This window comes from Candidatus Infernicultor aquiphilus, from assembly GCF_002784285.1.
In the GTDB taxonomy this organism is placed as follows: domain Bacteria; phylum Atribacterota; class Phoenicimicrobiia; order Phoenicimicrobiales; family Phoenicimicrobiaceae; genus Infernicultor; species Infernicultor aquiphilus.
On the sequence record NZ_PFKO01000204.1, the window covers coordinates 1 to 7,413 of the forward strand.

General features: G+C 30.3%; 5 protein-coding genes. All 5 read right to left on the minus strand.

From position 1 onward, the window contains the following. Positions 1-228: 228 nt before the first annotated feature. Positions 229-2,049, minus strand: a complete 1,821-nt coding sequence (locus COZ07_RS05415; RefSeq protein WP_406607561.1) for a sigma-54-dependent Fis family transcriptional regulator — start codon at positions 2,047-2,049, stop codon at positions 229-231. A gap of 45 nt (positions 2,050-2,094) precedes the next feature. Further along, on the minus strand, positions 2,095-2,805 hold the full coding sequence (locus COZ07_RS05420) for a lipoate--protein ligase family protein (RefSeq protein WP_406607562.1): 711 nt from the start codon (positions 2,803-2,805) through the stop codon (positions 2,095-2,097). Positions 2,806-2,980: 175 nt separating this feature from the next. Further along, complete coding sequence (locus COZ07_RS05425) at positions 2,981-4,006, minus strand: toast rack family protein (protein WP_406607563.1); 1,026 nt, start codon at positions 4,004-4,006, stop codon at positions 2,981-2,983. 50 nt (positions 4,007-4,056) lie between these two features. Continuing rightward, positions 4,057-5,178, minus strand: coding sequence for a lipopolysaccharide assembly protein LapB (locus tag COZ07_RS05430; protein WP_406607564.1), 1,122 nt, complete (start codon positions 5,176-5,178; stop codon positions 4,057-4,059). Positions 5,179-5,319: 141 nt separating this feature from the next. Continuing rightward, positions 5,320-7,413 (minus strand): Lon protease family protein (locus tag COZ07_RS05435; RefSeq protein ID WP_406607565.1); only part of this gene is annotated, 2,094 nt, incomplete at its 5' end.

A 7,413-nucleotide genomic window follows, 5' to 3' on the forward strand; every position in this document is an offset into this window, starting at 1 on the left:
ATATATCATTACCTCCATGTGTATTTCTTGAAATTCTATTAGAAGTATAGAAGCAAATTCTGTGCCAAGATTCATTAATTTGGAAAGACATTATTTTATAAGGAGTTTAAGGGAAGGCTTAACATAGAAGTGTAAAATTATAAAATATTCTTTTACACTTCTATGTAAAATATATTTACACTATAGAAAGTTATTTATTAAAAGGAAAATTGAATAATAAAGATATTTTTAGGATTTTTTTTGAATATGCCACTTGTTGATATGGTGATAAACTGTAGGCCTTGATATCCCCAGGATTTTTGCCGTTTTTAAAATATTCCATTTTGTATCTTGAAGAACTTGAATTAAGGATTCTCTTTTTATTTCATCTATAGATTTAAGAGAAGGATTATTTTTTATTATTTCACGGGGGAGATGAGATATATTTAATTCATTATTTTCGCAAATGTTTAACGCCCTTTCTATGATGTTTTCAAGCTCTCTAACGTTTCCCGGGAAGTGATAAGTAGTTAAAGGTTTAATAAATGAATCATCTACTTTTTTTATATTTTTTTGTAATTTTACAGAAAGCTTTTCCACAAAATAATTCACTAAAATTGGAATATCTTCAGTTCTATCTTTTAGAGGAGGGAGATTAATTTGTATTACATTTAACCTGTGGTACAGGTCTTTTCTGAAATTTTCATTATCTATTTCTTTTGATAAATCTCTATTGGAGGCAGCTATTATCCTGATATCTATCGCAATTGCCCTTGTACCTCCAATTCTAGTAATGCTTCTTTCCTGAAGAACTCTTAAAAGTTTTACCTGAAGTCCCAGGGGAAACTCACCGATTTCATCAAGGAAAATAGTGCCTCTATTGGCTAACTCGAATTTCCCCGGTCTTCCTCTTTTATCTGCTCCGGTAAACGACCCAGGCTCATACCCAAAGAATTCACTTTCGGCAAGTTCCCGCGGTATTGCTCCACAGTTTATCACCATAAAAGGTCCATTTTTTCTTAACCCCTCATAGTGGATGGCTTGAGCGAACATTTCTTTCCCGGTGCCGGTTTCTCCCAGAATTAAGACGTTGGAATTAGATTTTGAGGCAATTTTAGAAATTCTAATTGCTTCTTTCAATTTAAGACTGGTACCTATGATATCTGAAAAATTAAATTTTGCCTGGGCGCCAATATATGAGGTGACAAATTTTCTTACTCTGCCTATTTTTCTGAAGAAATCTATTACTCCGGCAAAATTTCCCTTTTCGTCTCTTACCACTACGGCGCTTTTTATAAAATGAAGTGTTCCCCAAAGAGGACTATTGATAATAAACTCCTGGTCAGTGTAACCTTCATGTGTTTTAAAGACAGATAAAATAACCGGGTTAAAATCTACAATATCCACAATAAATTTTCCTAATGAGTTTTTTATATCAACGTGGAGTATTTCTCCGGCAGCTTCATTCATGTATAAGATTTTTGCTTCTTCATCAAGACATATAATTCCATCTTTTGTCCCTTTACTTATTATATCCAGGTATTTTTTAGAGAGTTTAAAATATTCTGATATTTCTCTCCATCTTACCTCTTTTTCTATTGCTTGAGAAAGGGAGGAGATGATTCCTAATCCATAATCTGGATAATTATTTAATTTTGAGGTAAAAGATATAACCCCGTAAATATTTCCTTCGGAATCATGAATCGGGGAAGAAGCGCAAGCCCAATCTTTTAATTGCAATAAGGTATGATCAGATCCTATTACTTCTACTTCTTCATTGCGAGTAAGAGAACACTCTATCGAGGTAGTTCCAAAAAATTCTTCGTTGATAACAACACCTTCTGTGAAAACTCCCTCTCCTCCACTTGGTGAAATTGTTTTTAAAACGACTCTATCAGAATCTATAAAGGAAATAAAAAAATCTTTCTTTTTTATTTTGGAAATAAATTTTTCCAAAAGGGAAACGATTGAAGAGAACCAAACTTTATTTGTTTCCCTTCTTCTATTTAACTCTTCAGGAGATACCCTTACTGGTTCTATATTTTTTAAGTTTTTATGATCTTTTGTCATTTTATCCAATCCCTAAAATAATAAATCAACTCTACCAATTAAAAATTATTTTTTATCTTCAAAAAAATCATTATTGTAAATTTTTTTTACATTATTTTCTTCTATTCTAAGTGTTTGTAGAAAATTTTTCAATATTTTTTCTTTTACCATATCTATGGTCAAAGGAGTGTAAAATGAAAGGTTGGTGACTTTGCTTCTCTGGCTTTTAATGGGAGACCTGGTATTTTCGGGATATTTTTCTTCCCAGTTTATTACTTTTTTCAATTCTTTTAAGTTAGAATTTATAAGAAGTGAGGCGTGATAAAAAAATTTATTATTTTTTTGAGCAATAGCAGAACCTAAAATTTTCTTTTCTCCCAAAAAGATCGAATTTCTTTCCTTGACTTCACAATTTTTGTAGACTTCTTTTATCCCTTTTAAAATTATCTCTGTTATTCCTTTTGCTTCTTCTAAGACATATTTTGAAAATAGAATATTTTCTTTTTCTTTACAGAAGGTTATATTTAAATTTCCTTGATCATGGAAAACAGTACCGCCTCCAGTAAATCTTTTGAAGACCGGAATATTCTTTTTCTTAATGTATTCAAGATTTACTTCATATTCTTCTTTTTGAAATTTTCCCAAAACCACACATGGGTTATTTTGCCAGAACCTTAAGATAAAACTATCTGGTTTGCCTATTTCCAAAATCTTTTTTTCGATTTCGAAATTTATTTCAGGCTCAAAATTAGGGATATCAACCAGAATTAGTTTCATTGACTTACCGTACTCCGCAATAATGGATTTATTTTTATAGGTTATCATACTAAGAGACTTGAACTTATTTTATATCATAACATTTATCTGTAAAATTGCTATAAAATAGTAAGGGGTATGATGCATCATACCCCTTACTATTTTATTTACTTTTTGGTGTGTAATGATATGGCTATCAGGGAATATCAATATAATTAACATCTATATTGGAAACCCCACAATCAATCTCTATGGTTGTTTTAAATTCTGAGTAATTATAATTATTGGAAATGTAAGTACCATCTTTTTTAGTGAAGTCTTTAATGTCAAGGTCTTTGGCAGAAATTCCCGAATCAATATTCACTGTTGCTCCCACATTTTCAGGTATGGCAATATCAATATTAGATGCTCCCGTATCTATAATTATTTTAGAATTATATTTAGGAACCACCAAGTTAATATTGCTTACTCCACTTTTAATGTAAAGTTTTTCTACTTTAAATCCTGATAAGTTACTCTCCATATTGATAGCTCCCGTTTCAATAGATAGATTATATATTATTTGATTATTTAATTTTAATTCCCAATTATTTTTAATATCATTAGAAATTCTTTTTTTAGTTACTGGTGAATGATAAATAATGATATTGGCTTCTTTTTCAGTACGGGAGAATTTTTCAAAAGGTTCAAATTCTTTATATCTATATTGAGAAATGCATTCATAAAGTAGGGGGGTAGATTCGTTTAGGGTAAGTTTACCTACGTCAAATTTTAATTCAATGGAAGCTTTTTCGATTTTAGGGGATTCTTTAACTTCGGGAGTTACTTCTGCTTCTTGAACTGATTCAACTTCTGGAGCTGTTTCAGTCTCAGAGGGTGTTTTAACTTCCGGAACTAATTCAGCTTCCGGGGCTTTTTGAACTTCGACGATTATTTCTCGACTTAGGGTTTTTACTTCACTTACTATTTTCCCTTCAAAATTAATTCCCATATAAATTGCTCCAGCTCCTAATATAATTGCCAGTAATATAATTAGTGGTCCTAAAAAAGAAAGGCCCTTTCCTCTTAAAATTAAAGATAAGCCTAAACTTACTAAAAGCAGAGGCCAGAGTTTAAATATATTTGACCATACAGACCAGTCTAATATTCCTAAAGTATTGGCTAAGAAGATTATTCCTATAAGTATTAGAGTTAAACCTTTAATTATTTTATTTGCTTTCATTTCTTTCACCTCGATTTTATTTATTAAAAATTATTGACTATTACTCATCACTAATTGCTAATTGTTATTTTTTTAGTAAGATTAGACCAGGAGTTAGCAATTAAAAGATCGATTAATCTTTCTTGGTCAGATAAATATTCGGGGTTTAGGCTTAAGGCAATTTCTCCTTCTCTTACGGCATTTTCATAATCTTGACTGCGGTAATAAGATAAGCCTAATTTATAATGTGCTTCAGAAAGAATATAATTTGAGTCTGCTAATTGTAAAGCAATTTCATAGTTTTGATAAGCGTTTTGGAGCTCTCCCGCATTATAATGCATATCACCTATTTCAATAAAGGCTTGAGCAAAATTATCAAAAGTGAAATCTTCGATGTATAGCGGGTAAAATTTTTGGGATAATACTTTTTCCATTATAGCTTGTTTGTATTCTTTGCCTTTTAGATTAATAAGTCCTAATCGATAATAGGCTATAGCTATTGACCGTTTATCCTCACTAAATTGAGTAACTTTGTTATAGGCAGATATCGCTTGATCAATGTTCCCTATACTACTATAATAATCACCTAAATTTAAATAACCAGTAGCACTTACCTGGTAAGCTAAAAAATTGTCCAGGATATGAGGGCTGGGTTTAAGCTTACCCAATTTTATATAAGTTTCCGTTGCTTCAATAAATTGGTCATTATCCTGGTAGAGTTGAGCTAATTCGGAAATAAGCTTGTCATTTTGAGGAATAAGTTCAACAACTTTTTCGTATTCCTTGATGGCTAAATCATATTCGAGCGTATTTTTATAGATCATCCCTTTTACATAATAAGCAAAGGCATTATTAGGGTCCTCGGTAATAATTTGAGATAGATTGGTAAGGGCTGATTCTCTTTCTCCCATTTTATACAAAGCATAACTCTGATTTATCCTGGCTAATATATTTGTTTTATCTATATTTAAAGCTTTTTCGTATTCTTTTTCAGCGGGTTCATATAGATCCAACGAACAATAAAAATTACCCATATTAATATAGGTGAAGGTATCAGGTTTTGCTTCTTTGCTTTCTATAATTTCTTGTAGTAATTTTTCTGTCTCGTAGTTAGCGAAGGCAGTAGTGGCAAAAAAGATTATAAAAAAAATTAAAAAAAATACCAAATTTGCTTTTAATTTATTTTTATGCATATATATCACCCTTTCTTTTTTAATATTTTATAATTTTACGGATAAAATCGAAGAAATTTACCAAAAGAATTTATACTTATATATTCAACATTATTTTTAAAAATCCTCTTTTTTAATAAAAATATTTTTGACTTATTCTTATTATTTCATTTCTGTACCAAATTCTTTTAATTTTTTAGCAAATTCAGTTAATTTTTTATCAACTAAATAATTTACTGTATCTTCTTCAAAATTTCCATCATTTTTTCTCTCCCCGGCTTTTACTCCCGTTAATATTTCAATCCCCTGGTCAATGGTTTTTATCGGGTAAACATGAAATTTTCCTTCTTTTATCGCTTCTACCACATCTTTTCGTAACATTAAATCTAAAATATTAAGAGCAGGTATGATTACTCCCTGAGTTCCAGTAAGTGTTTTAGATTTACACACCTCATAGAAACCTTCAATCTTTTGATTTACTCCCCCTATAGGTTGAATCTCTCCATTTTGATTAATAGAGCCAGTGATGGCGATATCTTGTCTTAATGGTAAGTCAGCCAAACTGGAAAGTAAAGCATAAACTTCTGTAGAAGAGGCACTATCTCCTTCTACACCACTATAAGATTGTTCAAAGCAGATACTGGCGCTGACAGTTAAAGGCTTATCTTGAGCATATTTTGCTCTAAGATAACCACTCAAGATGAGTACTCCTTTATTATGGGTTTTACCACTCAAATCAGCTTCTCTTTCAATATTTATTATTCCTGCTCTTCCCATAGAAGTTTTTGCGGTTATACGAGTAGGTTTACCAAAAGAGTATTCACCTAAGTCATATACAGTTAAACCATTAACTTGTCCAGTTACCGCTCCTTGGCAATCAATCATTATAGTTCCATCTTCTATCATTTCCTGAATTTTTTCTTCTACTAATCGAAGCCGTTCAATCTTTTCATTTATAGCTTTATCTACGTATTTCTCATTAACTATAGGGCTATCGTCTTCTTTAGCCCAATAACTAGCTTCTCTTAAGACATCTACTAAATTATTAAACTGAGTGGACATTTTATTTTGTCTGCCAGATAAACGGACAGCATATTCGATAATTGCAGATAGGCCACTTTTATCAAATGGTCTTAATTTTTCTCTTTGACAGATGTTTTGGATAAAACAAGTATATTGATAAATACTATTGTTATCTTTTTTAGTTATGGAGTCAAAGTCAGCTCTAACTTTGAAAATTTTTTTAAAATCTTCATCACCTGAATAAAGAAGGTAATAAAGAAAAGGATCGCCAATCATAATAACTTTGGTATTACATTCTATTGGTTCAGGTTTTAAAGCAGAGGTGGTAAACATATAAAAGGGATCATAGGTTTGAGTTATTATTTTTCTATGTAATAAACTTCTTTTTAATGCCGGCCACACTCCTGGTTCAATTAAGGTATCGTAAGCATTTAATACTAAGAATCCACCGTTAGCCCTTAAAAGTGAGCCTACTTTTATTCTGGTAAAATCTGTTCTCCAGTGTCCAAATTTATCTAAGGTTTTTTCAATGCTGCCAAACAGATTTTTATAAGAAGGGTTAGTTTCGATGATTATTGGCGAGTTCTTTGTTTCAGAATTATCTACAATTACATTTACTTCATATTCTTTAAAGTTGTCTTTTGCAGGACGGATAACCAATCCTGGGATAACCGGGGTTTCTTTTTCTTTCTTTTCCTGGAATTTTTCGATATTATTTAATATATTTTCTTTAATTTCATCTAAGTATAGGTTTATTTTTTTATTTTTGTATTTTTCCTTTAATTCAGATATCAATTCTTCTACCATAGGTGAAACCATTTTATAGTCTAAGGAAAATAATTTTTGGTTTAGATCTTTCTCAATATTACTAATTTCTTTGGATATCTCACTCAATTGAGATGATAATTCATTATATTTCTTTTGAATTATCTTAAAATCTTTTTCAGAGAATTGTTTCAATTCTACCATCGATTCTAATTTATCTAAATTTATTGGTTTACCAGTAATTATAGGTAGAATTTCTGGTTTAGTATAAATTCCCATTTGAATTTGAACTAAGGTAAAATTTTCTTTATTAACTCTTTTTTCAAATTTTTTTACCATCTCTTTTTGTTTATTTTTTAAATCTTCTATAATAGATTTTTTATTAGCTTGATATCTTTTACTTTCAAAGATAAGAGGAATTTTTTTTCTTAAAGAGGAAATCAAATTTTCCATATCTTTTTTAAATAT

Excerpts from the sequence above, each read along its gene's own strand:
- COZ07_RS05420 (WP_406607562.1), bottom strand. The coding sequence starts at position 2,805 with ATGAAACTAATTCTGGTTGATATCCCTAATTTTGAGCCTGAAATAAAT.
- COZ07_RS05430 (WP_406607564.1), bottom strand. The coding sequence starts at position 5,178 with ATGCATAAAAATAAATTAAAAGCAAATTTGGTATTTTTTTTAATTTTT.
- COZ07_RS05425 (WP_406607563.1), bottom strand. The coding sequence starts at position 4,006 with ATGAAAGCAAATAAAATAATTAAAGGTTTAACTCTAATACTTATAGGA.
- COZ07_RS05415 (WP_406607561.1), bottom strand. The coding sequence starts at position 2,049 with ATGACAAAAGATCATAAAAACTTAAAAAATATAGAACCAGTAAGGGTA.